Source organism: Marinomonas rhodophyticola, assembly GCF_026113935.1.
GTDB lineage: Bacteria > Pseudomonadota > Gammaproteobacteria > Pseudomonadales > Marinomonadaceae > Marinomonas > Marinomonas rhodophyticola.
Genome location: NZ_JAPEUL010000004.1, coordinates 398927 through 423245 on the forward strand (window position 1 = coordinate 398927; position 24319 = coordinate 423245).

31 protein-coding genes are annotated in these 24319 nt (G+C 43.9%); 21 read left to right on the forward strand and 10 right to left on the reverse strand.

The window, feature by feature from the left end:
• The first annotated feature begins 12 nt into the window (after window positions 1-12).
• Together ONZ52_RS02570 and ONZ52_RS02575 are read left to right on the forward strand one after the other, a co-directional pair.
• Window positions 13-489 carry a GNAT family N-acetyltransferase gene (locus ONZ52_RS02570; RefSeq protein WP_265217088.1) on the forward strand — a complete coding sequence of 159 codons (477 nt, stop codon included), beginning with the start codon at window positions 13-15 and terminating at the stop codon, window positions 487-489.
• A gap of 61 nt (window positions 490-550) precedes the next feature.
• Complete coding sequence (locus ONZ52_RS02575; RefSeq protein ID WP_265217090.1) at window positions 551-922, forward strand: VOC family protein; 372 nt, start codon at window positions 551-553, stop codon at window positions 920-922.
• 338 nt (window positions 923-1260) lie between these two features.
• Here the strand turns inward: ONZ52_RS02575 and ONZ52_RS02580 are convergent, their stop codons facing one another.
• Window positions 1261-2607, reverse strand: coding sequence for an anti-phage deoxyguanosine triphosphatase (locus tag ONZ52_RS02580; RefSeq protein ID WP_265217092.1), 1347 nt, complete (start codon window positions 2605-2607; stop codon window positions 1261-1263).
• Window positions 2608-2717: 110 nt separating this feature from the next.
• Between ONZ52_RS02580 and ONZ52_RS02585 the strand changes: the two genes are divergently transcribed.
• Window positions 2718-3023 (forward strand): LysR family transcriptional regulator, encoded by a 306-nt coding sequence (locus ONZ52_RS02585; RefSeq protein WP_265217094.1) that lies wholly within the window; start codon window positions 2718-2720, stop codon window positions 3021-3023.
• A 32-nt stretch (window positions 3024-3055) separates the two neighbouring features.
• On the opposite strand, the gene ONZ52_RS02590 is transcribed toward ONZ52_RS02585, so the two are convergent.
• The 3 genes from ONZ52_RS02590 to pabB all read right to left on the reverse strand — a co-directional run bounded on the left by ONZ52_RS02590 (window position 3056) and on the right by pabB (window position 6003).
• Window positions 3056-3790 (reverse strand): phosphoadenylyl-sulfate reductase, encoded by a 735-nt coding sequence (locus tag ONZ52_RS02590; protein WP_265217096.1) that lies wholly within the window; start codon window positions 3788-3790, stop codon window positions 3056-3058.
• Window positions 3791-3917: 127 nt separating this feature from the next.
• Window positions 3918-4133, reverse strand: a complete 216-nt coding sequence (locus tag ONZ52_RS02595; RefSeq protein WP_265217098.1) for an NUDIX hydrolase — start codon at window positions 4131-4133, stop codon at window positions 3918-3920.
• Window positions 4114-6003: an aminodeoxychorismate synthase component I gene (gene pabB / locus ONZ52_RS02600; protein ID WP_265217100.1), complete on the reverse strand. Its 1890-nt coding sequence runs from the start codon at window positions 6001-6003 to the stop codon at window positions 4114-4116. The genes ONZ52_RS02595 and pabB overlap by 20 nt, the downstream gene beginning before the upstream one ends.
• 240 nt (window positions 6004-6243) lie before the next feature.
• On the opposite strand from pabB, the gene ONZ52_RS02605 reads away from it, so the two are divergent.
• The 7 genes from ONZ52_RS02605 to ONZ52_RS02635 all read left to right on the forward strand — a co-directional run bounded on the left by ONZ52_RS02605 (window position 6244) and on the right by ONZ52_RS02635 (window position 9336).
• Complete coding sequence (locus ONZ52_RS02605; RefSeq protein WP_265217102.1) at window positions 6244-6570, forward strand: alpha/beta fold hydrolase; 327 nt, start codon at window positions 6244-6246, stop codon at window positions 6568-6570.
• Window positions 6560-7021 (forward strand): hypothetical protein, encoded by a 462-nt coding sequence (locus ONZ52_RS02610; RefSeq protein WP_265217104.1) that lies wholly within the window; start codon window positions 6560-6562, stop codon window positions 7019-7021. The genes ONZ52_RS02605 and ONZ52_RS02610 overlap by 11 nt, the downstream gene beginning before the upstream one ends.
• 75 nt (window positions 7022-7096) lie before the next feature.
• Entirely contained in the window at window positions 7097-7612 is a 516-nt protein-coding gene (locus ONZ52_RS02615; RefSeq protein WP_265217106.1) for a GspH/FimT family pseudopilin, read from the forward strand.
• Window positions 7609-7986, forward strand: a complete 378-nt coding sequence (locus ONZ52_RS02620; protein ID WP_265217108.1) for a hypothetical protein — start codon at window positions 7609-7611, stop codon at window positions 7984-7986. The genes ONZ52_RS02615 and ONZ52_RS02620 overlap by 4 nt, the downstream gene beginning before the upstream one ends.
• Window positions 7979-8254: a type II secretion system protein gene (locus ONZ52_RS02625; protein ID WP_265217110.1), complete on the forward strand. Its 276-nt coding sequence runs from the start codon at window positions 7979-7981 to the stop codon at window positions 8252-8254. The genes ONZ52_RS02620 and ONZ52_RS02625 overlap by 8 nt, the downstream gene beginning before the upstream one ends.
• 223 nt (window positions 8255-8477) lie before the next feature.
• Window positions 8478-8867, forward strand: a complete 390-nt coding sequence (locus ONZ52_RS02630) for a hypothetical protein (RefSeq protein WP_265217111.1) — start codon at window positions 8478-8480, stop codon at window positions 8865-8867.
• A gap of 16 nt (window positions 8868-8883) precedes the next feature.
• Window positions 8884-9336, forward strand: coding sequence for a hypothetical protein (locus ONZ52_RS02635; protein ID WP_265217114.1), 453 nt, complete (start codon window positions 8884-8886; stop codon window positions 9334-9336).
• Here the strand turns inward: ONZ52_RS02635 and ONZ52_RS02640 are convergent.
• Window positions 9320-9580: a PP0621 family protein gene (locus ONZ52_RS02640; protein WP_111606543.1), complete on the reverse strand. Its 261-nt coding sequence runs from the start codon at window positions 9578-9580 to the stop codon at window positions 9320-9322. The genes ONZ52_RS02635 and ONZ52_RS02640 overlap by 17 nt on opposite strands.
• Window positions 9581-9653: 73 nt before the next feature.
• Here ONZ52_RS02640 and ONZ52_RS02645 point away from each other — a divergent pair, with 73 nt between their 5' ends.
• The 4 genes from ONZ52_RS02645 to ONZ52_RS02660 all read left to right on the forward strand — a co-directional run bounded on the left by ONZ52_RS02645 (window position 9654) and on the right by ONZ52_RS02660 (window position 14157).
• Window positions 9654-11291: an NAD+ synthase gene (locus tag ONZ52_RS02645; RefSeq protein WP_265217116.1), complete on the forward strand. Its 1638-nt coding sequence runs from the start codon at window positions 9654-9656 to the stop codon at window positions 11289-11291.
• Window positions 11292-11636: 345 nt separating this feature from the next.
• The gene (locus ONZ52_RS02650) at window positions 11637-12605 is read left to right on the forward strand and encodes a transposase (RefSeq protein ID WP_265217117.1); all 969 of its coding nucleotides are present in this window, start codon (window positions 11637-11639) and stop codon (window positions 12603-12605) included.
• A 475-nt stretch (window positions 12606-13080) separates the two neighbouring features.
• Entirely contained in the window at window positions 13081-13650 is a 570-nt protein-coding gene (locus ONZ52_RS02655) for a DJ-1/PfpI family protein (RefSeq protein ID WP_265217119.1), read from the forward strand.
• A 147-nt stretch (window positions 13651-13797) separates the two neighbouring features.
• On the forward strand, window positions 13798-14157 hold the full coding sequence (locus ONZ52_RS02660) for a ribbon-helix-helix domain-containing protein (protein WP_265217120.1): 360 nt from the start codon (window positions 13798-13800) through the stop codon (window positions 14155-14157).
• Window positions 14158-14185: 28 nt separating this feature from the next.
• Here ONZ52_RS02660 and ONZ52_RS02665 read toward each other — a convergent pair whose 3' ends face one another.
• Window positions 14186-14671 (reverse strand): cytochrome b, encoded by a 486-nt coding sequence (locus tag ONZ52_RS02665; RefSeq protein ID WP_265217121.1) that lies wholly within the window; start codon window positions 14669-14671, stop codon window positions 14186-14188.
• 227 nt (window positions 14672-14898) lie between these two features.
• On the opposite strand from ONZ52_RS02665, the gene rluF reads away from it, so the two are divergent.
• The 7 genes from rluF to ONZ52_RS02700 all read left to right on the forward strand — a co-directional run bounded on the left by rluF (window position 14899) and on the right by ONZ52_RS02700 (window position 20922).
• Window positions 14899-15882 (forward strand): 23S rRNA pseudouridine(2604) synthase RluF, encoded by a 984-nt coding sequence (rluF, locus tag ONZ52_RS02670; protein ID WP_265217122.1) that lies wholly within the window; start codon window positions 14899-14901, stop codon window positions 15880-15882.
• A gap of 627 nt (window positions 15883-16509) precedes the next feature.
• Window positions 16510-16653, forward strand: a complete 144-nt coding sequence (locus ONZ52_RS02675) for a hypothetical protein (RefSeq protein WP_265217123.1) — start codon at window positions 16510-16512, stop codon at window positions 16651-16653.
• A 119-nt stretch (window positions 16654-16772) separates the two neighbouring features.
• Window positions 16773-17126, forward strand: a complete 354-nt coding sequence (locus ONZ52_RS02680) for a DMT family protein (RefSeq protein ID WP_265217124.1) — start codon at window positions 16773-16775, stop codon at window positions 17124-17126.
• Window positions 17127-17373: 247 nt separating this feature from the next.
• A complete protein-coding gene (locus tag ONZ52_RS02685) occupies window positions 17374-18663 on the forward strand; it encodes a paraquat-inducible protein A (protein WP_265217126.1) in 1290 nt (429 codons plus the stop codon).
• Window positions 18660-19685, forward strand: a complete 1026-nt coding sequence (locus tag ONZ52_RS02690; protein ID WP_265217127.1) for a PqiB family protein — start codon at window positions 18660-18662, stop codon at window positions 19683-19685. Before ONZ52_RS02685 ends, ONZ52_RS02690 begins: the two co-directional genes overlap by 4 nt.
• A gap of 43 nt (window positions 19686-19728) precedes the next feature.
• The gene (locus tag ONZ52_RS02695) at window positions 19729-20307 is read left to right on the forward strand and encodes an MlaD/PqiB family protein (protein ID WP_265217129.1); all 579 of its coding nucleotides are present in this window, start codon (window positions 19729-19731) and stop codon (window positions 20305-20307) included.
• An 18-nt stretch (window positions 20308-20325) separates the two neighbouring features.
• Complete coding sequence (locus ONZ52_RS02700) at window positions 20326-20922, forward strand: PqiC family protein (RefSeq protein WP_265217131.1); 597 nt, start codon at window positions 20326-20328, stop codon at window positions 20920-20922.
• Window positions 20923-20973: 51 nt separating this feature from the next.
• Here the strand turns inward: ONZ52_RS02700 and ONZ52_RS02705 are convergent, their stop codons facing one another.
• From ONZ52_RS02705 to ONZ52_RS02720, 4 genes are all read right to left on the reverse strand, one after another.
• Complete coding sequence (locus tag ONZ52_RS02705) at window positions 20974-21615, reverse strand: homocysteine S-methyltransferase family protein (protein WP_265217133.1); 642 nt, start codon at window positions 21613-21615, stop codon at window positions 20974-20976.
• Window positions 21616-21623: 8 nt separating this feature from the next.
• A complete protein-coding gene (locus tag ONZ52_RS02710; RefSeq protein ID WP_265217134.1) occupies window positions 21624-21887 on the reverse strand; it encodes a homocysteine S-methyltransferase family protein in 264 nt (87 codons plus the stop codon).
• A gap of 597 nt (window positions 21888-22484) precedes the next feature.
• Window positions 22485-22841 (reverse strand): alpha/beta fold hydrolase, encoded by a 357-nt coding sequence (locus ONZ52_RS02715; protein ID WP_265217135.1) that lies wholly within the window; start codon window positions 22839-22841, stop codon window positions 22485-22487.
• Window positions 22842-23029: 188 nt separating this feature from the next.
• Entirely contained in the window at window positions 23030-24316 is a 1287-nt protein-coding gene (locus ONZ52_RS02720) for a cation:proton antiporter (protein WP_265217136.1), read from the reverse strand.
• Window positions 24317-24319: the final 3 nt, after the last annotated feature.

Sequence of the window (24319 nt, forward strand, 5' to 3'; positions counted from 1 at the left end):
GAGAAGCAAGTTTTGTGTATTATCCGACCTTATAAAGACTCTGACGCCAGTGTGTTGTGGGCTATTTATTTTCACACGGTTCGTCATATTAACATCCGTGATTATTCTCAGGCTCAGGTAGAAGCATGGGCGCCACAATCATTCGATGTTGCTGTCTGGCGTCAGAAGATGTTAGAAATATCGCCGTTTGTGGCTGAAATGGATGATCAGATAGTAGGCTATGTTGATTTGCAGTCAAACGGTTTGATTGATCATTTCTTTTGCCATCATCAGTACCAAGGCCGAGGCATAGGGCGAGCTTTGATGGCGCATATTTTTGCTGTAGGGCGTTCACAAGGGATAAAGCGCTATTATTCTCATGTCAGTATCACGGCGCGTCCTTTTTTCGAACATTTTGGTTTTAAGGTGGTGAAGACGCAGCAGATTGATGTTCGAGGTCAGACATTAACGAATTTTGTCATGGAAAAAATAGAAAACACAGATGAATAGATAGCGCTCTTTTTTGGTTTAACAGTGTGCTTATTGCTCATAAACTTGATAGGGAAAATGCATGAAAACAGGTTTGGTGATCTATACGTCATCGATAGAAAAATTGGCAACATTTTATGCTCATGTTTTTGACATGCAGATGATCGAAAGTGACCGTTCCTGTGCGCTATTGGTTGGTGGTGATTTTGAGTTGGTGTTGCTTGAAACAGACGTGTCTAAAAAGGGGTTGAGCCCGTTTGAAGCGCGAGAGAACACCGCACTAAAGCCAACATTCTTTGTGAACACGCCGCTTGAATTCATAGAAGAAAAGATCAAAGCAAAAGGTGGCGTTGTATTCTCACCTAAAAATTGGACGTTTGGCGGCCGACAGGTTTGCGATGCGCACGATTGTGAGGGGAATATTTTCCAGCTGAGAATTGGGAATGATGGTTAACAATCCCGATTGCGCGACTTTATGCAGTTTCAGAGTCAGTGTTTGAGTCTTTATCTCCTCACCAAATTAACAATCTATGCCTTACGATATAAGTCGTCTTGTTAAACGTTAAGTTAGCCAACGTGAAAGAGACGTTTGGGCTGAAAGTCCGACAAAAGATTTTTTGCTTTCCTATTAAATGAAAGCGTTGCATCGATTGGCAAAAGTTACCCGCTCAGCTTTTTTTCCTGAATTAAAGAGCGGAATAAAGGTTGGGAATACAAAGCGTTTGAACGGAGCCAAAGCTTGCAACCCCTCCCTAACCCTCCCCTTGGAAGACAAAAGGGGAGGGGACCAAACTACATTGGCTCAAACACTGAGCCTAAGCTTGGAACAAACAATTTGTTGTACATGCGGCTGGCGTAGTCGTCGGTCATGGAGGACATGTAGTCGCAGATGATGCGCAGTCCGTTTTCTCCGCGTTCTTGGCTTTTTTGCCATTCTTTGGCGATTTCTCTGGGCAGCAAGCGGGCGGGGTCGGCGGAGTAGGCTTCGAACATTTCTAATAGCATTTGCTGGCCTTTGTAGACAAGCATTTGCACTTCTGGGCGCTGGATGATGTGTTGCATTTCAAATTGTTTTAACAAGTTTAAGGCTTGGCGCTGACCTTCTGGCAAACCCACTTGAAAGCGTAACAAGGGGTGTTCGAACGCTGTTTTTTCGACCACTTGGCAAGAGGTGATGAACCAACTGACCAGGCTGCCAATAGCCTCTTTACGAAGATGGCTTTGGCGGCTGAACAGTTGCGTGCGAATGTCATTTAGGTGCTCGGCCAAAAACGGAGACGCCAAGGCGGCCAGTTTGGGTTCTAGGTGTTCTAACCACATGTCTTTGGTGACCATGCCGAGGACGATGGCGTCTTCTAGGTCGTGTACACCGTAAGCGATGTCGTCAGCGAGATCCATTATGCTGGTATCGAAGCTGGCGTGTTTTGCTTTGGCGTGATTGTCATTATTGGTCTGGTGGACTTCTTGTAATAAGGTTTTGTCGGCTTGGCTAAAAGGTTCAATTATCCAATTGAGCAGGTCTTGTTCTTCTTGGTAGACACATTTTGGTGGTGCCCAATTAGATGCCTTGAATTGGCGGAAGTTGGCTGGTTTTTCTGGGTATTTGCCAACCACGTTGGCGTGTAAAACAGGATATTTTAAAATCCCTAATAAAGTACGACGCGTGACGTCCATGCCGTAGGTGGGCGAGTAGGAACCGCGTTTACCAAGGATTCTCAGTGACTGGGCGTTACCTTCAAAACCGCCATAGGCTTGCATCATGTAATTGAGCGCGACTTCGCCGCCATGGCCAAAGGGTGGGTGGCCGATGTCGTGGCTTAGGCAAACGGTTTCTATTAAGGCATCGTCGGCCAACCAAGGCTGAAAAGCCGCCTCTGAAGGATAGCTGTGTTTCAGTTGGTGGACAATGCCGTTGCCGATTTGGGCGACTTCTAGGGAATGCGTTAAGCGTGTACGGCTGTAGTCGTTTTGTCGAATGGCGAGGATTTGTGTTTTGGATTGTAAGCGACGAAACGCAGCGCTGTGTATGATTCGTGCTCGGTCCCGTTGGTAAGGAGTACGGTAATCGTTATCGCGTGATTCTTGATGACCAGATTGTCTTTCGTGCCAAGGTAACATCTCGTCTCGTGCATTTGTCATGTTGTTAATCCATAGGGCTAATAATTCTCAGTCTTTCACGAAAACACGATATAGGTCAATGTTCATAAGATTGGCATTGGGCATAATAGAATTAACTATAAGGAATCTTTATGCTTAATACACAACATCTCATTACATTTAAGGCGTTGGTTGATACTGGTAGTTTTACTAAGACGGCGAAGCTGTTGGGTTTAACTCAGCCTGCGGTGAGCCAGCACATTCAAAAATTAGAACGAGAAATGGGCGAGGCTTTGTTGATTCGACATGGTCGGACAACCAATATGACGCCAGCAGGGGAAGTATTGCTGCAACACATATACGATTTGGAAGCTTGCTATGCCAATTTTATGGCATCGTGGAAAAGTCATCTTGATCGTCAGTTAGATGACGTCGTCACTGTAACAAAAAGTGCCTGATCGTCACAGGCACTTTGAATTCAAAATGGTGTTTATTGCTGGGCTGTCGGTATCAGATTGCCAATGTGTAAGCCACATTCTTTGTGTTCTGATTCTTCCCACCACCAGCGACCTTCACGTTCGTGCTGATTTGGCAAAATAGGGCGTGTGCAAGGTTCGCAACCTATGCTGGTAAACCCTTTCAAATGCAATTCGTTGTACGGCACGTCAAACATTTTGATGTAGTTCCACACGTCTTCAGAAGACCAGTTTGCCAATGGATTGAATTTAAACAGGTCTTTTTTATCCGTACTGAATGCACTGTCTTTTTCAGCAAAAGCGAGAACGTTGCGTGTGCCAGGGCTTTGGTCTTTGCGTTGTCCAGTGATCCAGGCATCCAGTGTGGCCAGCTTACGTTTAAGTGGTTGGACTTTGCGAATGCCACAGCATTCTTTGTGACCATCTTCAAAAAAGCTAAATAGGCCTTTTTCGCGGGTGAAGTTTTCGAGGGCTTCACGGTCTGGGGACAGAATGTCTATATTGATCTTGTAGTGTTTACGAACCTGTTCGATAAAACGATAGGTTTCGGCGTGCAGACGGCCTGTATCAAGGGAAAATACCTTAATGTCTTTTTTGGCTTTGACGGCCATGTCGATGAGTATAACATCTTCTGCACCACTAAAAGAAATGGCGATGTTGTCGAATTCTTTCATCGCGTTGTGAATGATTTTTTGTGCTTCGTCTTCTTTGTTGTTGGCAATAAAAGACGCTAAATCAAATGCTGACATAGGGAGAGTTACCATGTTCTTGAGTTACGTTAGCTGTACAATAACAATTTGCGGTGATGAAACAAAAGACGAAAGAACACTAACCTTATAATTCGAAAGAAAGTGGTTAATAAAAGCACGAAAACGCTTAGCGAATGTGTCTTGCTAATGTTTGATAAAGTCCATACAAGATTCCAGCTGTTACGCCCCAAATTCGAATGTCTTCGTAGTCAATCTCGAAATAACCGCGAGAAATGGTATCGAGTGCCTTCTTTTTAAAACGATAGTTTTGTGGGTTCAATAAGTAGCGTAATGGCACCCAATGTACGGACTTTACTTCTTCTTCACAGAGACTGAGGCTCACTCCGGCGCGTCATTTCAGCCACAATGGGTTTGATGCAGTATCCTGAGATGGTGCAGTATTCCCCCAGTTCTCCTAATAGGTCGAAGCAATCGGGTGAAAGCCCAACTTCTTCTAGTGTCTCGCGCAGTGCTGTGTATTGTATGCTGGCGTCATTTGGATCATGCTTACCTCCCGGAAACGCAATTTGGCCCGGATGGTTACGCATGTGAAGTGCGCGTTGAGTTAATAGTACGTACAACTCACCATTTTCTGGCTCTTTCCAAATAGGAATCAGCACGGCAGCAGAACGGTATTTTAAATCATAACCACTGGGAAACATTTCCTCATCTGGGTTATGGATTTGTTGCGCATACGGTTCGTTGTCTAATGCTGCGCGAATATCATCCAAGTTCAGGTCAATGGGAGGAGCACTCAAAAACTGCTCTATGTCAGACATGATACGGCCTATTTCAAAAAAGTCTTGTTCTAGAGTATGGGTTAATTTGCCCACTTTGGTAAAGGTTTCTTGGTATTCTTGTTGGCATTTTGAGTCGGCAACCAAACCACCACCCGCCCAGCAATGAAGATTGCCATGATCTGCGACCAGTGTGCGAATCGTGATGCTAGAATCCATTTGACCGTTGGCGCTGAAGTAAACAATTGAGCCGCAATAGGCCGAACGTACGTGAGGCTCTAGTTCATCAATAATTTCCATGGCGCGAATTTTGGGGGCGCCAGTGATGGAGCCACCTGGAAAACTTTGATGGAACACTCGAATCGCTTGGTCAGCTTGGTCAATTCTCCCTTCTACAGTAGACACCAGATGATGGACGTTGGCATAACTTTCTAAAGCAAACAGCTTAGGCACCTTGATGCTACCGGTTAAGCAGGTACGCCCTAAGTCGTTGCGCAGCAGGTCGACAATCATGAGGTTTTCAGCGCGGTCTTTTTCGGACGTTTGTAACCAGTCAGCATTGGCTTTGTCTTCTTCCGCTGTGGCACCACGGGCCACCGTGCCTTTTATGGGTTTGGATTCTACTCGACCTTGGTCACACAAGAGGAATCGTTCAGGCGAGTGACTTAAAATACTTTGCGTAGCAGAAATCTCCATATAAGCCGAAAAAGGTGTCGGGCATGCTTCTCTTAGTCTGTGATACGCCGTAAAGGTGTCGCCTTGATAGCGGGTTGAAAAGCGCTGTGCTAAGTTGACTTGATAACAATCCCCAGACTGAATGTAGTCTTGGACTTTGCAAAACTTTTGCGCGTATTCCGCCTCAGTCATGTTCGAGGAAAAAGGGGCTTGCAAACGAAAAGGTCTTGCTTCGTTTAAGTCGTGTTTTACCAATACATCATCACAAGCACTGGTGAAGCGATTGATCAAATCAGCAACGTCTTCCGAAGGACACCAAGGCGAGGTGATCAATTGAGTGGTTTTTTTCTTATGGCAGGTAATGACCGCCCAGCTGTAAAGACCCACACTTAAGGTTTCTAGTTGCACATCATGTTCTACGGTATCCGGTAGTTGCTCGACAAAATGACCGCTTTCATACCCGTAATAACCTAATAAACCACCAACGAATGGCAAATCCTTCGGGGCGGACTTAGCCCAAGCTTCTTGGCAAATTAGACTCATTAACTCATTCATCAGCGCCATTGGATTGTGGGTTGCGCTAAGTGAATAAAAAGGTTTGGTGTACCAACTAATGGGTTGTCCATTCGCGACAGGGTGAATTCGAGCCAGTGGGTTGGCAACTAGAATGTCAAAGTTAGTGTCTGGAAAATGTTGGTGATTACTGTCGAGTAACGCAGGATAGGGTAAGTCTCGTACAGCAGAAAAGAAAGACAGTAATGACGCCTGATAAGGGAGATTTACTTTTTTGATTTCTGACATTTATTTTAATACCTAGTAATATTAAGTCTGCGCTTACCCATCCTGTTTATACCCAATAGGGGATTAAATATAAACGAGACACGGTTTGGTTGCTTTCACAACGAGCAAACATTGTATGCTTTTAATAAGGGTCCTCACAGGTTAATTACAAGTGTCTGACATTTTTTTCTTTCTTTGCCCAATGCGCGTATTGCGTATCGTCTTTACGAGAATTCGCAGTCTGAGAGCGAGCGTGTTTGTTTGCTTTTACACGGTGCTGGTGTGGCAGGTAGCATTACTTATTCCCCTATGTTGCCGTATTTTACTCAATGGCGTTGGATGCTGGTGCCTGACCTAAAAGGCATGGGGGATTCTTTTCATCATCATGGTGAAGAGGGGGCAGTGTCGATAGGTGAGTTAACCGATGAAGTTGAAGCATTATTGTCCCATTTGGAATGGAATGACTTTGATGTGGTGGCGTATTCCCTTGGTGGCTTGGTGGCGTTAAATCTGAATTATCAGCGTAGCTTGCAAGGCAAAAAGAAAATGAAAATGGCTCTGCTAGAGCCCCGCTTCTTTGGATCGTGAGGACTTAGCTACCTTGATGGAAGTGCGTCAAAAGTATCGTCATGCCTCGAAACTGATTCGTGACACGGGGGATGTAGAGCTTGGTGTAGCGAGTTTTATGGATGGTGTCTCGCCGAATCGACGCAAACATCCTGTCGCGGAAGCGACCACACAATCTCGTCTTGCTCATCGACCCTTTGGTTTTGCTTATGCGCTGGATGCGGTGACAGATCATGTGGCATTAATGGCACAGGAGCCGTCTTTGCGTCAGTCGATGATTGACGCCTCAGAGCATGTTTTTTTGTTTTCAGGCGAATTAAGTCATGAGGCTCTGCGTCAGCATTATGATTTATTAAGTGAACGCAACTCTGCTTGGCAACATAAGGTTCTCAGTGCCTGTGATCATTCTTTGCCATTTCAAAAACCAAGGCAAATTGCAAATCATATTAACAAATGGTTCAAGACAGTTTAGTCTAGGATTATTCGAGTAAAAAATGCACTAGATAGGATGTCTGGTGCCTGATTAAACAAAACAAGGAGGTTTTCCATGCATCATCAACGTGGCTTTTCACTACTAGAGCTACTGTGTGTGCTCGCAATTCTTAGTATTCTAGCCCATGCAGGTTCGGCACAGTTTTTTAGTGCAAACCAAAAGACCCGAGACAAAAACACCCTTAAAAGCGAAATGAAGCGTCTAGCAGCGGCGCTAACACAAGCACGTCAACTGGCTGTGATAAGCGGACAAAGCAGTTATCTATGTGGTGGTGTCGATTGCGATGGGCATTGGTCTGATGGTTTTAAGCTTTATCAAATGGCATCCACAAACGGCGTTGAAAAAATCTATCGGCAAATCCTTTTTGATCACTCCTTGGCGGTTTCTTGGCGTGGTTTTCCTATCAAAAAACAACAGATCGAATTTCAATCCAACGGCTTATCAAGTTATCAAAATGGGACGTTTGAGTTTTGCTTGGGGGCATGGCAGGCGGATGTGGTATTGAACCAAAGTGGACGCTTTTATTTAACCGACCCACAAAGTGCTATGAATAGTGGGGTGTGCGGATGAAGAAACAGACAATCTATCGTTTACTATCAGCGCCACGTCAACGGGGTTGGATTATGTTAGAGATTATGTTGTGTTTGAGTTTGTTCGCGGTGGTATTGCATGTATTACAGCGTCAGAGTGAAACGCAGTGGCATGTATTTCAGCAAACAGAAGAACATCGAAAACAATCTGATTACGAACAAAAACACGCCGCGATGATGCAATTAGTTGGCTCTGTGGCGTGGTTGAATCATCAGCAAGAAACCACAGAGCAAGGGTATCCCGATTGCCAAAAATGCACAGGAGATCAATTAGCGCAATGGTTTCATAGCTCCCAGATGGATACGTTAGATCGACATTCAAGCTTGTCGTCTGAGGAGGGAGAAAGTGAGTAAACGGCATAATTTACAAGGCAGTCTTATCATTGAACTGTTAGTCGTCTGTAGTTTAGTGGCTCTCTTATTGCCTTTTTTAGTCGTTGCTTTGGTTCGCATGCAAGAACGTCATTTATTGATAAAAACGTATCAAGATCAGCAAGTGATTAAGGCAGCAATTGATGCGCATTTCCAAGCACAATGGTCACGTTTAAGACCCGCTAGCTGCCTGATAGATGAATCCTTGTTTTTAATCATTGAATCGGGCATGTCGCCCCCCTTCGTTTAGCAACTCGGACGATTGATAAAGAATCCGATTGGTTAAGAGCGGTAGATTATGGGTTGTGCCGCGGTACAGTAAAGGTGAATGGCAACCCTTTAGACACCTCTTTGTCCTGCCATTGGAAAGCGGGTGATAGTGTGAGGTTTTCCTCTTGTGAGTCTTACTTCCTGGCCAAATATTAAGTGTTTCGGCACAACATAGCCGAATTGAGCTTATCGGTGGTGAGTTTGTGGAAGACGCGATTGGGCAATCTGGGATCATAGAAAGCCAAGATGAGTTCTATTGGTATATTTCTGAAGGTAAAGGTGGGCAAAATGCTTTTTGGCGTACACCAAGAGAAAGTGGCAACTCATTAGAGTTATGGAGTGGGATTGAGCGTTTGTCTGTGTTTCCGTTATTAGATGACAACCTGGATGGAATGGTCGACGCTTTAGATACTGGCTATGGGCAATTTTCTCTCGCTAAGGTCCGTGGCCTATGGGTGGAGTATCAATATCGACTTCATGATTGCAAGTCTGAGCGGGATACACAATTGGCACAAGATTATCGCTCTATGCGCGGAGAAACGTGGCGTTATTTCTCGCCTTGTCAGGGGTTGGCAATCAAATCATTGTGTTAAAGGGACTTTAGCCGATATGACGAATATTTATCTTAGCGGTCAACGAGGTTGGGTGTCCTTGCCGATTATTGCTTTGTTACTAGCATTGTCGACGTTATCTGCGCATTACCAACAAGGATTACAGGCAGGCTTTAAGTGGCGTAGTCAGCTGAATGATGTGACAGAAGAGCAAGAAATATGGACGGATTTTTATCAAGCTTGGGTGGTATCTGCACATTTTTCCGCCGCGCAGGCGAGCACATGTATCGGCTTTTGTGCTTTACATGAGTCGAGGTTAGAGTCTATTTGGCAAACCCGTAATCAACAACTGTATTATCGCTGGGAACGCTACACTTCTGCTCCCGACGAAATGGACAATACCCAAAGATCCTATCGACTGTGCGCCACACAAAACCAGCAACAATACCGTTGCTGGTGGTGGCACGAACATCGCTTGCTTGCCAGCGGTTGGGTCAGTGCTTCTGATTGAAGATTTTCAAATGCTCGGCACTGCAAAATGCACGCGCTTCTTGGTCATGAATCGCATGGGAGCGCGGTGTGAACGTTTTGCATTCTGCACACCGAACCATGCTCTCTTGTGCCTCGTCTTTTTTGCTAGACGCCTTTTTTTTCACTTCCTCGGGTGACTGACTGCGCTTAAAAGCGACAAACTGGCGGTACAACCACCAACCAATAAAGAAAATAGCAACAAAAACGATCAAACGTACGATCATATACTTTACCTAGCTTGGGTAATTCCAGACAATAACGGGCATATTCTAACAGAGTTCATGAGATAGCAACTGTATGACATTACGAATTGCAATGGCCCAGCTGGATATGCTGGTCGGCGACATTACCAAAAACACCCAATCTGTTATCGATGCGGCGTGTAAAGCGCGTGATGAAGAGCACGCAGATGTCGTGGTTTTTCCAGAATTAACCTTAACTGGCTATCCACCAGAAGACTTATTATTGCGTCCAAGTTTGGATCAGCGTATCGAATCGGCCTTGGCGACATTATTGGCCGAGATCCGCGATATCTATGTCGTTGTTGGTTATCCTCGCCGTATTGATGGCGAACTGTTTAATTGCGCGGGTGTGATTTACCAAGGTGATTTGCTGGTGGAATACGCCAAACAAAAGTTGCCTAATTTTTTGGTGTTCGATGACAAACGCTATTTCAGTGAAGGCCGCGAAGCGGGCCTTGTTGATATCAAAGGCGTTAAAGTAGGTTTAAGTATCTGCGAAGATATTTGGCATCCTGAGCCTATTGCGCAAGCCAGAGCGGCTGGCGCGGAACTAATTCTTAACTTAAATGCTTCGCCTTACCACATTGAAAAAATGGGCGAGCGTGAAGAACTACTTCATCAGCGTGCGACGGAAGTTACCTTACCAATTGTCTACGTGAACTACATGGGCGCGCAGGACGAATTGGTTTATGAAGGCGGCTCTTTTGTGGTCAACGCCAAAGGCGAGAAAATCATGCAAGCGCCTTGGTTTGAAGCTGGTCTATACAGCATCGATATGATCGTTGATGAAAGCCAACCCAACAAGGTAGAGCCTGTTGCGGGCACCATTGCTCCTGCATTGGGCTTGGAGGCGAGCGTCTATCAAGCCATGGTGCTTGGCCTACGGGATTACATCACCAAAAATCGTTTTAAAGGCATTGTGCTGGGCTTGAGTGGTGGTATCGACTCGGCTTTATCCTTGGCGGTCGCAGTCGATGCCATCGGCGCTGAACGAGTACAAGCGGTGATGATGCCGTACACTTATACGTCTTCCATCAGTTTGCACGATGCCGAAGAAGAGGCCAACTTGCTGGGCGTGAAATACAGCGTGTTGCCGATTGAATCGATGGTGTCGGCTTTTACCGATGTGTTAGCGCCAGAGTTCGAAGGCTACGGTAAAGACACCACAGAAGAAAACTTACAAGCGCGCACCCGTGGTGTCACCTTAATGGCGATTTCCAATAAGAAAGGCTACATGGTCCTAACCACAGGCAACAAGAGCGAAATGGCGGTTGGTTATGCCACACTCTACGGCGACATGGTAGGCGGTTATTCCGTCCTAAAAGATGTCTTTAAAACCTTGGTATTCAAGCTTTGCCGTTACCGCAATACTTTGGGCTACGTCATCCCTGAGCGCGTCATCACCCGACCACCTTCAGCAGAATTGGCGCCAGATCAAAAAGACGAAGACTCCTTGCCAAGCTACGACATCCTCGATGAAATTTTACGCATGTACATCGAAGAAGATCAAAGCGCCGAAGCCATTCTCGCGACCCAACAATTTGACCGAGAAACTGTCTACCGCGTGCTTCGCCTTGTTGACGTGAATGAATACAAACGTCGTCAATCGCCAACCGGCGTTCGCATCACTGCCCGTGGGTTTGGACGAGATCGTCGTTACCCGATTACCAATGGTTGGCACATCGGGGAGTAGGGCTTTTAAAAAACTGTTCAAAACTTGTTTTTACGCCTTCTCTTTGAAGAAAGAGAAGGCGTTTTTATTTGGTTTCCATTCAAATGCTTCCTAGGTTGATAGCTTGGTTCCGCTCTTTAATTTAGGAAAAAGCTGAACGGGTCACTTTTGCCAAACGACGTAAAAGGAACCAAGAAGTCTCTTTATCGGGCTTTCGCCCAAACGTCTCGTTTGCTTTGTTTAAAACAGCAATTAAGCCACCCACCTTTGCAAGCCAGTTAAATCAAGGAGTTGAGTTTTGACTTGTTGAATCATAAATATACTGTATATAATTACAGTATATTTTCTCAGGAAGAGGGAGCCATTATGCCGCAGCCAAGAAGTCAGCAAATCAACGTTAGTGATACGCCATACTACCATTGTGTTTCTCGTTGTGTGCGACGGGCCTTTTTGTGTGGTGAAGATCCGCTTTCAGGTGACAGTTTCGAGCACCGTCGTGGCTGGGTTGAAAACAGGTTGCTGTTTTTAGCCAGTCTCTTTTCTATCGATATATGCGCTTATGCTGTGATGAGCAATCACCTTCATGTGGTACTGCATATTGACGTTGAAAAAGCGGCGAAGTGGTCGACATTAGAGGTGTTAGAGCGTTGGCATAAGCTTCATAAAGGTACTGTATTTACGCAACAATACGTAAAAGGTGAGGTGTTGCCTGAGTTTGCGTTAAGCCTAGTCGAGGCTTCAGCAGAGACATTTCGCAATCGGCTGATGGACATCAGTTGGTTTATGAAAGAGCTTAATGAGCCAATTGCACGACAAGCTAACGCCGAAGACAACTGTACAGGAAGATTCTGGGAGGGCCGTTTTAAATCTCAAGCGTTACTGGATGAAGCAGCATTGATTGCCTGTATGGCTTACGTGGACCTCAACCCAATACGAGCCAAGTTAAGCGATACGCCAGAAGAGGCCGACTTTACCAGTCTTAAAAAACGTGTGGACTCAGCTAAGATGCAAAGGCAGCCAAAGCGATTGTTGCCTTTTATTGGTAATCCGAGAGAAAACATGCCTAATGGCTTGCCATTTTTCTTATCTGATTACCTAGAATTGGTCGATACGACGGGACGCATCATTCGAGATGATAAACGAGGTGTAATAGATGGGTCATTACTGTCCATTCTTCAACGGCTCAATATATCATCAGAGAATTGGCTGAGCATTACGACACAGTTTGGTGAAAAAACAGGTCATGTCGTCGGTAAGGAACATTCAATCGCCTATTATTGTGAAGCGCATCAGCGGCAGCGTAAACCTCGAGGTAGCGCTAAGCTCCTTGCTTAAATAAAACCTTAAACTGCCAATCATGTATTAGGGTTGTTTTCAAAACCGCCTTGTCTTGCCTTGTCTGAAATCCTATTAAATGCACTTTTTCTAGAGTTGAAGATTGTCATCCCACGTTTCGCTTACTTATATCGTCAATTGTTGCTATTTTATCTGTGTGCTCTGGTAGTAATCTTTGATTATTAGAGTGTGTGTCTTAGTTAATAGTTAAAGTGTGTGTCCTAGTTAATATTCCTACGCAGAAAATCAGGCATTAAAGATCTTAAACAGACCTTTTGGTAACTTTTGCGTCGTTTGGCAAAAGTTACACGCTAAGTAGAGCGGAATAGAGGTTGGGAATACAAAGCGTTTGAATGGAATCAAAGAAAACCAAATCGCCAACGGCGAAACCTCAATGTAATAACCTGTTAATACCTTTTCCCTTTCTCTAGCTGTTACAACATAGGACGTTTTAACCAAAACAGGAGAAGGTGTCATGTCGAATAAAAAAATCTTAATGATCACGGGGGATTTCACGGAAGACTACGAAACTATGGTGCCGTTTCAGGCGTTGATGAGTGTTGGTCATACGGTGCATGCGGTTTGCCCAGATAAGAAGTCTGGCGATACGGTGGCGACGGCGATTCATGATTTTGAAGGTGATCAAACCTATACGGAGAAGCCAGGGCATCGTTTTGCGTTGAATGCGACGTTTGCGGATATTAAGGTGGAAGATTACGATGCTTTGGTGATTCCCGGTGGTCGAGCGCCTGAGTATCTGCGTTTGAATAAAACGGTGATTACGATGGTGAAGCATTTTTTTGATACGAATAAGCCAGTAGCGGCGGTTTGTCATGGTGCGCAGTTGCTTGCGGCGGCAGGTGTGTTGGAAGGCAGAAAATGTTCTGCGTATCCAGCGTGTCAGCCTGAGGTGGAGCTTGCGAAAGGTGAGTTTATGGATATCCCTGTTGATCAAGCGGTAACAGACGGTAATCTTGTGACAGCGCCAGCGTGGCCTGCACATCCGGCTTGGCTTGCTCAGTTTTATGTGTTGTTAGAAAACTAAATCGAATGTAATGAGTGAATTCGGGTGAGTATGGTAAGTGTAAAAATGCAAACTCACCCGACTATTTTTCCCTATCTTCGGCTAGACTGTTTGCATTGAGTTATTTCATTCCAATAATAAAAAACGTCATTCAGTAGGGAAAATACAATGTGTAAGCTCTTTGTGAATTCAGATCCTAGGCTGTGGGAAAATGTCACTCGTTCTTTGCGTATTGATGGCATGGTCACCAGTATTCGATTGGAGAGTTTCTTTTGGTTTACGCTGGAAGAGATTGCCCAACGCGACAAGTTGTCTTTGTCGCAAATTATCGCCAAGCTCAATCATGAAGCTTTGGATGCGGGTCATGATTTGGATAATTTTACGTCTTTTCTTCGGGTTTGTGCCATGCGTTATCTGCATTTGCAAACCATTGGTATGCTGCCTCATTCCCATGAAGTGAGCATTGCGTCTCTTAATTCAGATCGTATTCTTGAACAGGAGAAATGCTATCTAGAGACGCATCAATGACCCTTTACCAGTAACCATTTATTGGTCGCTATTTTTGTCCAAACATTTTCATCAAGGTTCCGTCTTTTAAAACGTATTGATGGAATAGTGCCGCAGCGGCGTGTAGTAAGACTAACGCCATCATGATGTTCATCGCTATTTCATGGACATCTCCCATAATATGAATGCCCAAGTACCAAGCGACTGTGCCAAAAACGGGCACTAAAAACATCAGTAAATATAAGATCTCATGGACGATAAGAGAGACTCGGTCGAATACGTTCGTTGAGGCTGTTTTGGTTTTTTTAGACATGAAGCGAACAATAATACGAACTACTACTAGGGCGATAATGGCCAACCCAACATATACATGCAGTGATGCGACTAGGTTATAGCCTGAATTGCTGTCGTTTAGGTGTTGACGAAAAGCGCGTCCCATTCCATCACTGACGAAATAATTGAAAACAATCAACGCTGCAATAGCCCAGTGTAATAGGATTTGGGCGGTATTATAGGATCGCTTTGTTGTGTGCATTGATGACTCTCCATGGTGATGTTGTCTGATGTATGGAGTGTAGGTAGGCAATATTAAGGTTTTCTTAACCTTTATGGTTTGTGATGTTTTTCTGATCTTTCTGTTGCATGATCCTAAAATGCTTATCGTGTTTCCTATATAATATGCACCATCTCGTTGTTGACGATTCATTTTGTTCAGGCTTTTTCTCAGTCAGAAAGGCTTTTTATTAGGTAAAACGGCACTTTATGTTTAATGCATCTTCTACTCGTCTAAATAAATACATCAGCGAAAGCGGTATCTGCTCTCGAAGAGACGCTGACCGCTTTATTGAACAAGGTAATGTGTTCATCAATGGCAAGCGTGCCTCGGTGGGGGATCAGGTGGTGGCCGGTGACACGGTGCGGGTGAATGGTCAGATCATTGAGCCTCAAGACGCGGATGATTTTGTTTTTATTGTGTTGAATAAGCCTGTTGGTATTGTGAGTACCACGGAAAGTTCTGAAAAAAATAATATCGTTGATTTTGTTAGCCATGGAGTGCGCATTTTTCCGATTGGTCGTTTGGATAAAGACTCTCAAGGTTTGATCTTTTTGACCAATAACGGCGATTTGGTTAACAAGGTATTGCGAGCGGGTAACAATCACGAGAAAGAGTATGTGGTAACGGTAAACAAACCGATTACGGATGATTTTATTGCCGGTTTGGCGGGCGGCGTGCCTATTTTGGGAACCATGACGAAGAAGTGTCCGGTGACTAAGGTGGCACCAAATGTGTTTAATATCACGTTAGTTCAAGGTTTGAACCGTCAGATTCGTCGCATGTGTGAATACTTTGGCTATGAGGTGATGAAGCTAGAGCGTACACGTATCATGAACGTAAGCCTTAAGGGGTTACCTGTTGGTGAATGGCGAGACCTTACACAAAAAGAGTTGTCTGTTTTGCTAAAATCGGTTGAAGATTCTTCTTCAGAAGCCAAGGCACCAGCGAAAAAGTCCCGCCAAGCGCCGCGTAAAAATGCTCGTCCTAATACGCCTCTTCAGCCTAAGACGGCCTCCAAAGGGAATACCAAACACCCTAAAGAGGATGGCAGAAAACCTGCTGCGTCTAAAGGCAAAGACAGACGTCCTTTTGGTGACGCTAAGAAGCCTGCTTCGAATGGTTCAGGAGGCAGTAATCGATCGAATGGGGGAGCAAGTGGATCACCAAAAACAAGGGTAAGTCTGCTGTAAAAAGCCAGCGCCCTACAAAGGGCAAAGGGCCACAAAAATCATCACGTCCGTAGTCATTATGAGTAGGTCGATTTTTATAAAAAAGCCCTAACATAAGTTAGGGCTTAGACGACTCGAGTGTACTGCCATCATTATGTATGTTGGCTAGCGTAAAGAATTAATTACCGGATGTATTGGTTGTGGATTTTTTCGTTGCCTTCGCTGCTTTCTTTTCTTTTGCTGTTAAAAGTGGTTTCTTTTTGGTCTCTTTTTTACTGTCTTGACTTTTACTCATGATGTTCACCATTAGCCATTACATGTAACCTTAGTTGACTTGTATCAACTTAAGGGCTGTTGCTACGAACCTTGGAACAACAATTGTCACATAGCAAGTTAAGTATGTGCTTATTACTGAACAAGTAAAGGGGGGATTTCGTTTTTGAGTAAAAATATTGGCTGGCCATACAGTGTCAGGTCAATGCGTAGCTTTTGATGAGGTGTTGTTTCTCTTAGTCTTATTTTTTTATCTATTGTGCCGACCTTATAAGGGAATATTAAGGATTTTCACAAAAATGTATTTTGGTCGTTTGTAATAGGCAGAACAAGTTTTTATGCTGCTTGTTCCTTTATAAGATCGTTGGTGGAATCATGCGAATAATTAATAAGATGTTTCAAATTTTGTTACTGAGCTTGGTCGTGTTCACATTGACGGCGTGCGTTATGCTACCTGGTGGACCTCATGGTGGGCCTCATGGTGGGCATGGTAATGGCGGTCCGACAATGCGTCATTAAGCCAATCCATGGGTTGTCATTAGCCTTGCTTAGTAGACAAGTTCCTAAGGCGTTTATTCTAGTGATATGGTTTAATTAGCTGTTTTTACTCGCTGTCTTATTTCTATCTGGTAAAGCTTATGCATCCCATTGCGTTGAGTGTTTCATTGTTAATTTGTAGCAATATTTTTATGACTTTTGCTTGGTATGCTCATTTGAAAGAGCTAAACAACAAGCCTTGGGTCATTGCCGCTTTGATAAGCTGGGGTATTGCTCTGTTTGAGTATCTGTTGCAGGTGCCCGCCAATCGTATCGGTTATACGGCACTGAATGTTGGTCAGTTGAAAATCATGCAAGAGGTGATCACTTTAATGGTGTTTGTACCATTTTCTGTGTATTACCTAAAAGAGCCATTAAAGCTTGATTACCTATGGGCTGGCTTGTGTTTGGTTGGGGCGGTGTATTTTGCATTTCGTAGCAAGTTTAGCGTCTAAATGGGCATTTGAAGAGTGGTGTGCACAGATGAAGCTTGACAAACTAGCGGTGTAGAAAGGTATCGTTTTAGCGCTTCGTCTGTTGAGGATTTCGGTTTTCATTAACAAGGTGGTTTGAAGGCATTACTTCATGGTTCTGATGTTCATTATGAATGAGTTACTATGTAGTGAATATCTTTAATAGCTTGATTATGATCAGTATTCTCGTGTTATATGGTTTTTTAGATCTTTTTATTGGAGTGCTCGATTGAGTCACGGTGTTGAGATGAGCCATTATGTGTTTTATGAAAATGTGACGGCTTGTGAAGAATGTGATTTTATCAATCCAATCCCACCTTTAAAGAGTGGCGAGCGTTTTCGCTGCCAACATTGTGGTCATATATTAGTGAGTGTGCATAGACACGCAGCTGGAAGAATTATCGCGGCTGGCTTGTCATCACTACTGATGTTGGCACTCGCAATGAGCTTTCCTTTCCTTGGCTTTTCTACGAATGGTATTGAACGTACGGTGACATTGTTTCACACCTTGAGCTTATTGCTTAGCCAAGGTCATTTGCTACTAGGGGCTATTATTAGCCTCGCTCTATTTGTTTTTCCATTAGTGTATCTCTTGTCTATTTTATTTCTGGTTTGGTCTTTTCAGCATAAGTATGTATTGAATTTTGCTCAGCGTTACTGTGTTCGTTGGGTTATTGTGATTCAACCATGGTTAATGGTGGATGTGTTTTTAGTGGGGATTTTGGTTGCGTTAGTGAAGATGAACAGCTTAGCGGATATTTCATTTGAACTGTCTTTTTGGGCTTTTTGTGGTTATGTCATCTTATTGCTTAAAACAGAGAGCTTGGTCGATAAGCGATGGCTATGGAATAAAGTCGCTGGAAAAGCCAGTGATCAGCCTGTTGTAACAGGAACAGCGAGGGAACAGGGAGTGATAGGTTGTCATTTTTGTGGCGCTACTTTATCGGCACACAAACACCACTGTAATCGTTGTGGTCATTCTGTTTACAGCCGTCGTCCAAAGAGTTTGAGTTCCACGATGGCTTTGTTAGTGGCGTCTCTTATAATTTATATTCCTGCCAATGTGTTTCCCATTATGCAAACCACTTTTTTAGGGAATACTGAACCATCAACGATTATGGGTGGGGTGTTGCTGCTTTGGTCCTTAGGTTCTTATCCTGTTGCCTTGATTATTTTGCTTGCTAGTGTGGTGATTCCTCTGGCGAAAGTGCTGTCGTTAAGCTGGCTTTGTTGGCAGTGTCATTTTCCGAGCAAGCGGTTAACGGAACAAAAAATCAAGCTGTATCGTATTACTGAGTTTGTGGGGCGTTGGTCAATGATTGATGTGTTTGTGGTGGCCATTTTGACGAGTATGGTACAAATGGGCAATTTTATGTCGATTTTACCGGGGACTGCGGTGTTGTCCTTTACCGCGATGGTTGTTTTAACCATGTTGGCAGCAATGACGTTTGATCCACGATTATTATGGGATAAAGATGAGGCACGCAGTGTGTCTTTTTCTGAGAGGAGAGAAGAGTGAGCGGGCCCATTAAGCAGATCGAGAATATGCGACAAGTTCGGTTTAATTCTATTTGGTTAGTGCCTTTGATCGCGCTTTTGGTAGCAGCTTGGATGCTCTATCAAAACTGGTCAACGCAAGGCCCTGTTATTACGCTGATTGCTTCAAATGCAGAAGGTTTGGAGATGGGTAAGACGAAGCTTAAATCCCGTAACGTAGACGTTGGAAGAGTGATTGATATTCGTCTTAGTGAAGATTATGAAAGTGCGGTTATTAAAGTGCGCATGAATCATGGTACTGAGCAAATGTTGCGTGATGATGCGAAATTTTGGGTCGTAAAACCTAGAATTGGTAAAGAAGGGGTGAGTGGTTTAGGGACCTTACTGTCGGGTGCTTATATTGATATGACGCCGGGAGTAAAAGGAAAGCAGCAAACGAACTTTACCATATTGAATCAGCCTCCACTGTCTACCGAAAACGAGGGTGTGCGTCTTATGTTATCGAGTACGGAAGGCTCTAAGTTAGATGTGGGTGCCTTGGTGCATTTTCGTGGTTACGAAGTGGGTTACGTCGAGAAAGTGGGTTTTGATTCAGATAAAGGCGCGATCACTTATCGTATTGTCATTCGCTCGCCCTATGATGCATTGATTAACAGCGACGTACAATTCTGGATGACACCAGGGCTTTCATTGAAGAGTTCGGCCAGTGGTTTTGAAGTTCGTCTTGATTCTTTAGAAACCTTTTTAGCGGGTGGCATTTCATTTGGTTTGCCCGTTGGCCGCCCACCCGGAGAACCCGTTGCCGACATGACACAGTTTCGTTTATTTTCGAGCAAAGAAAGCGCGAATAATAATGTTTACGATGAATTTATTAATTATGTCTTTTTGTTTGATAGCAATGTAAGTGGTTTGGTGCCAGGGGCGGCGGTGGAGTTTCGAGGTGTGCGAATTGGTACGGTGCTGGATGTGCCTTTTAATGGTATCTCAATGGATGCATTGACTTCTTTGGATACTCCCTTGGTTCCAGTTAGAGCCTCGTATTGAGCCTCAGCGTTTAAATGCGGCCAGTACTTCTGGGGCGTTGTCTTTGCAAAAATGGAATGAACTTATTGAAGAACGTATTAATAAAGGTTTACGTGCGTCATTGAAAATTGGCAACTATTTGAACGCAGCAAAAGTCATTAACATAGATTTTGTTGAGAACCCGTCACCAATAAAATGGAAAGAGTTTGAGGGATATCAGATTTTTCCGACTGCTCCTGATGCTTTTGCCAACATTGAAACCAAAGTTGTCACTATTTTGGATAATTTATCGCAACTGCCTTTAGACAGTACGTTTAAGCAGCTTGGCCAAACCATGGAGGAAACGAATGAAACATTGCGTCAGTTGCAAGCACTGAGTAAAAGTGTCAAACAGTTGCTCGATAAATCAGAAACTCAGCAACTGCCTGCAGACTTGGTTGCCACTATTAATGAGTTAAATTTGACCTTACAAAGTTATCAGGCGAATGGTCAGATTGGTCGACCATTAAAGGAAAATATGGAGTCATTAGGGCGGGCATTAAATGAGTTGCAGCCTTTACTTCGTCAAGTGAGAGAGAACCCAAATACTCTGATATTTGATAGTAAGCCTCGTGTAGATGTACAACCAAAAGCCGCGAAATAGTGTAGGAATAAAATGCATATGAGAATGGATAAGCGTGTTTTGTTGTTGCTGATACTGAGTTGGCTGTTAGCCGCTTGTGCTACACCGACAGTGCCCAGCAATGAATACTTGTTAATGGACAATGGGCTGGAAAAAAGCCAGCTTCAAGCGACGAAAGAAAAAGCGGTAAGGTTAATGCCCATTGTTGTTGCCCATTATTTGGCAGGTAATGAGATTGTTTTGGTCACCGAGCAAGGGGATGTGTTTCGTTCGCAGAATAACCTGTGGGCTGAGTCTTTATCGAGCCAATTAACTCGTTTGACTCAACAGCGCTTTGAGAAAGTGCTGCCCAATATTACATGGTTTGGTGGACAACGTTTGCCCGCTAGCGCGACAGCGTTACTGAACATAGAGGTGGATAATTTCTACGCGGATTTGAATGGCATTATTCATATATCTGGGCGTTGGCAAGTTATCTCGGCATTAGGTGAGTTATCCGCCTCGAACACGTTCAATGTTAAGACTGAACTGCAGTCAGACGGCTATAGCAGTATGGTGCAAGCACTATCAAGAAGTTGGTTTGACCAAGTGCTTAACCCAATGGTGCAAGAGATTGCTCGGGTCTTTAATGAATGATTAAACAAAAAGATGACGTGAACAAAGACGTCATCTTTTTGGATGATAGGCTTATTTTGTTTCGCAATACGCCGAAATAGCGGCAATGTGCTCTGGACCAATTCCACAGCAACCACCGATCAAGGTAGCACCGTCTTTTTGCCACTGTTTTACCCAAGTTAGGTACGCTGGTGGGGTTAAGTCCGCACGGAGTTCGTCTAGACCGTCATTGGCCGTGGCATTTTTAGGTTGTGGTGGGAAGGCATTAGCATAGGCACCTATTTGTATTGATTGTGCATTTAATGATGCTAATGTTTTTTGCGTGACTTGAATGGCTTCGCCAATGATCTCGGGCTGGCTGCAGTTAAATAAAATGGCACTTACACCGATGGCGTGCATAGCTTTTACCGCGTCTACTACCGTCTCGCCAGAGCGTAATAAGGGTTCGCTGGTTGGCTCTGAATCTTCAAGCGTAAAAGACGCCCAGAAAGGTTTTTTATCAGAGTCGATTTTATCAACAAGCGCTTTTACACGCGTTACTTCATCGATCAAACTTTGTGTTTCAGATAACCAAAGATCCACATAAGGGTTTAGGGATTCGATTAATGGCACAGCGAGTTCTTCAACACGGTCAGCTTGATAAAGATCTGCACGATAGGAACCAAACAAAGGGGCAAGTGAGTCCCGCAACTTTGGTATCTGTACCGCTTTCATCGGCGGCTTCACGGGCGACCTTTCCAGACAAGATGGCGAGCCTCTTTGCCGCGTTCCTTGAAGACTTTTTCACCGATGTGAAAAGGAACGAGCGCATAGCTGTTTGTTGTAATAACGCGTGAGCCACTATTAATATAAGACTGATGTACTGCTTTCACTATGCTTGGCGCTTCCATCATAGCCAAAGCTGACCATTCTGGTTGTTTAAAAGGTGCACCACGGCGCTCAAGCTCTCGGCCCATGCCGCCATCAAGAATGGTGAATGAAGTCATAAAAATCCTATCCTATTTTAGAGTGTGACGTGATTTTAGACGGATTTTTTAACTATTCAATGCAAATTGGCATAAGGATAGTAATTGAAATACCAGTAAGGTTTTGTCACGGGTTAGTTTTTACCAAGGAACGCGTTCATATGCTTGAAAACGTCCATGGGGCGAGTCATATGTAAACAATGCCCTTTCGCTTCTATGATTTTCAGTTCGGCGTTTTGTAAATGACGCTGTGTATATTCTCCGACGCATATCGCAACCAAGGAGTCTTCTGAGCTTTGTAAGATGAGACAGGGATGGCCTATTTCAGGGAGTATGTTTCGATAGTCAGAAAAAAAGTGGCCCGTGCAAAAGGTCTAGAATAGGTGACATCGGTCGAGCAAAAACTGTTGAGCAATTCATGTACTAATACTTCGTTCTTATCTTTGCCTGGCCCAATTGGTGACAAGTCAGTGCCCATAACAATGGGCGCTAAATAGTTCCCCCAGCCAATGTAATCTTTGTTCATCAATTGCATGAGCTGCTCTAAGTCTTGCTTATCAAAACCCCCTTGGTATTCTGTTCCAATGTTTAAAAAACAAGGAGAAGGGCAAACGGCGATTAAATGGGAAAAAGCTCAGAACGTTGCGTGGCAACAATCCAGCCTATGGTGCAGCTAACAGAATGACCAACAAAAATGATGTCTTTAAGATTCAGAGCGTCACAGATCTCAATAATATCGAGAGCGTAACCTTCTAAATGCTCATAGCGGTCTTTTTGGTAGGCTGAAAAATCAGAATTACCGCACCCAACGTAATCAAATAGGACGACTTGGTAGGTTTCTTCTAAATATGGAAGTATGAAGCGCCACAAGTTTTGATTGCAGCCAAAACCGTGTGCCAGCATCACGGTTTTCTCACCCTTACCAGAAATCTTGACATTATTACGTTGTAGGATGCAGTTTGATTCAGGTGGCATTAAGGTGCTTCTTCCTATTCAGCAAGTAGTAAAATACGCAAAACATGACATTCAATCGAATGCCATAACAATATTTTATAATAGTTTGTTATGGCTTTTTATGATCTAGGGCAAGGTTTACAGAAACAGAACCAATAAAAAGGCCAGCATTGGGCTGGCCTTATGACGGTTACCCTGTAGGCATGAAGCTATTTTGTTTTTTCTTTCGCGGCTATGATGCTTTTTTGTATCAAAGGTGAAATAGTGAGGCCTTGCACAATGATTGAGAATATCACCACGACATAGGTAATAATAACGATGACGTCGTGTAGATCCATACCTTCAATCATCATTTTATTGGTTGGAATAGCCGCTGCCATCGCCAGAGCCAAACCGCCTCGTAAACCACCCCAAGTTAAAATCTTCACGGAGTGTTTATCATATTCACGATAGCGTTTGAAAATTAGGTATGGGCTGCCAACACTAATAAAACGGGCAAGTAGAACGACTGGTACCATAACCAAGCCTAAACCGATAATTTCCCATGTCAAAGGCATAGTTACGATCAACATGCCTATGATTAGGAAAAGTAGAGCATTTAAAAAGCTGTCGGTCGCATGCCAAAAATCTTTTACATAACGGGTTCCATCTGGTCCACTGCGTTTAGACGCTTTTGCTCGTGTAATATTGCCAAGTAGGATGCCGCTGGTCACCATGGCAAGAGCACCAGATATTTCCCAGATATTTGCCAAAGCGAAGCCAGCTGAAGGAATAGTGAGAGTTACGAGTAAACGAGTGTTTATGTCTTTGCAGTTGATAATCACAAAGTGACCCACAAGAGCGATAGCAAGACCAAACACGATACCGCCAATGGCGTCGATTAAAAATAGCTCGGCGACTTCTTGAAAGCTGGCTTCTGTACCGTAGAAAGCCACGGCAAAGATAGTGGTAAAAATCACTAAGCCAACACCGTCATTAAACAGAGACTCTCCTTCAACCTGAATTGAGATACCTTGTGGTGCGCTCATTTGTTTGATAATCGCTAACACTGCAATCGGGTCAGTCGGGCTAATCAAAGCACCAAATAGTAAGCAGTATATAAGTGGTACTGGGAAGTTGAGCAGAGCAAACACGTAATAACTTAGATAACCGACAATAAAAGTAGAGGCTAACGTAGAGAATAACACCAAAATAGTGATTTCCCAGCGTTGTCTTTTTAACGCCGCAAGGTCAATCTCTAATGCTCCTGCAAATAATAAAAAGCCTAACATGCCTTTTAGAAGTAGCTGATTAAAGTCTATGTCGGAAACCACTTGTGTGATGAAAACCGCTGTTTCGTCACCGAGCATTTTGACCGCAAGAATCAGCAGTAAAGAGATAACAACGGAGCCTGTAGTGATGGCAATTGTTGTTTGCATTTTGAGTATATATTGGTTGGTAAAAGCGATGAAAACCGCTAGTGCCGAGAGGAAGCAGATGAGATACCAAGCGTTCATTTG